Annotated in this window: 2 protein-coding genes; both read left to right on the forward strand. The window is 70.8% G+C overall.

The genetic code is table 11. The annotated features are described in order from the left end of the window. Nucleotides 1–68 precede the first annotated feature (68 nt). Nucleotides 69–1001 (forward strand): AraC family transcriptional regulator, encoded by a 933-nt coding sequence (locus DBR36_RS12240; protein WP_108319768.1) that lies wholly within the window; start codon nt 69–71, stop codon nt 999–1001. 108 nt (nt 1002–1109) lie between these two features. Then, entirely contained in the window at nt 1110–1436 is a 327-nt protein-coding gene (locus tag DBR36_RS12245) for an ATP-dependent DNA ligase (RefSeq protein ID WP_108319770.1), read from the forward strand. Nucleotides 1437–1477 lie beyond the last annotated feature (41 nt).

A 1477-nucleotide genomic window follows, 5' to 3' on the forward strand; every position in this document is an offset into this window, starting at 1 on the left:
CCTCCGTAGGGCCGCTCGCCTCCCCCGCCGAACAGTCAGCCGCACCTCGCCGCGGCGAAAGGAAGATCATGGGACAGATCCTGCGCGTGCGCTCGCACGGCGTCGACGACGTCGAACGCGTGTGGAAGCAGTTCATCCCCGGCGCCCGTCTCGACCGCGTCGACCCCCGCAATATCGCCTTCGCGTGGACCTCGGTCGAGCTCCCGGGGTTCTCGACCGTGTCGTACGAGCTCGGCGCCGGCGTGCACTCCTCGGTACGCGTCGACGAGCAGTTCATGGCGTGCCGACTGGTGGCCGACGATGCCCGGGTCGAGGCCGAGGGGCGGGCGATCGATCCGCGGCGTCCGTGGGTGACGTCCGAGGCCGGGGCGGAGGCGCAGTGGGCGCGCTCGGCGCGCGTCCGCGCGTTCGTGTTCGACCGCAGCGACGCCGAACGCATCGCCCGCCTCGCCTCGGGGGACGACCGACTCGTCCTGCGGCGGATGGAACCGGAGGGCCGTAGTCGCGACGCGACCACGCAGTGGGAGCGCGCCTTCGTGCACGTGTCGACCTCGCTCATGTCGCTGCACGACGACGACCTCATCGCGGCAGAGCTGCGGCGGCACGCGCTGCTCACCACTCTCTCGACCTTCTCGACCCCCTTCGTCGAGGCCGTCGAGCGGCAGCGGCAGCGCTCGGCGGCACCGCGGACCGTCCGCCGGGCGATCGCGTTCATCGAGGAGCACGCGCGGGAACCGCTGACGCTCGAAGAAATCGCGGCCGCCTCCGGCATGTCATCGCGCGGCCTGCAGCACGCCTTCCGCCGGGCGCTGGACACCACGCCCACCGAATACCTGCGGCGCGTACGGCTCAGCGGCGCGCACGAGGAACTGCGCGCGGGAACGGCCATCTCGGTGGCCGACGTCGCCCGGCGCTGGGGGTTCTCGAGCGCCTCGCGGTTCGCCCGCTATCACCGCGAACACTACGGACAGAACCCCGCGCAGATCGCGCGCATGTTCTAGCGACGCCTTCGGTCTCGTGGTGGCGCGCATGGTCTCGCACCCCCGACCGACGCACACAGCGAATGCACAGTGAGGAAGGTCGGGCGCCGTGCCCGCAGAAGGAGAGACGTGGGCAAGTTCATCTACGAAGGCGGCGTCCGCAACGACTTCGAGGACCGTCTCCTCGCGCACCTCCAGGTGGTCGTGGGCAACAAGCTGCGCCGCGGAGAGCCGTTCTACTTCGTGTGGAAGGACGACATCAGCACCGGTGGAGGACGCACGTCGGTGTGGGTCCACCCGCGGGCGAACATCGTCTTCAAGTTCAACGGCGGGCGACCCCCCGCGCTCAACCGCGCCTGGCTCGAGGCTCTGATGTCGACCGCCAATTCCCCCACGGGCCTGTACGTCGTGCCCGAGCCCGCCGACGACGTCGTCCCGCCCGAGTCCTACGCCTGAGCCGGGTGCGCCGACGCCGCTGTCAAGGCGCTGGTGCGACG

Source organism: Microbacterium sp. HMWF026, assembly GCF_003061325.1.
Taxonomy (GTDB): Bacteria; Actinomycetota; Actinomycetes; order Actinomycetales; family Microbacteriaceae; genus Microbacterium; species Microbacterium testaceum_E.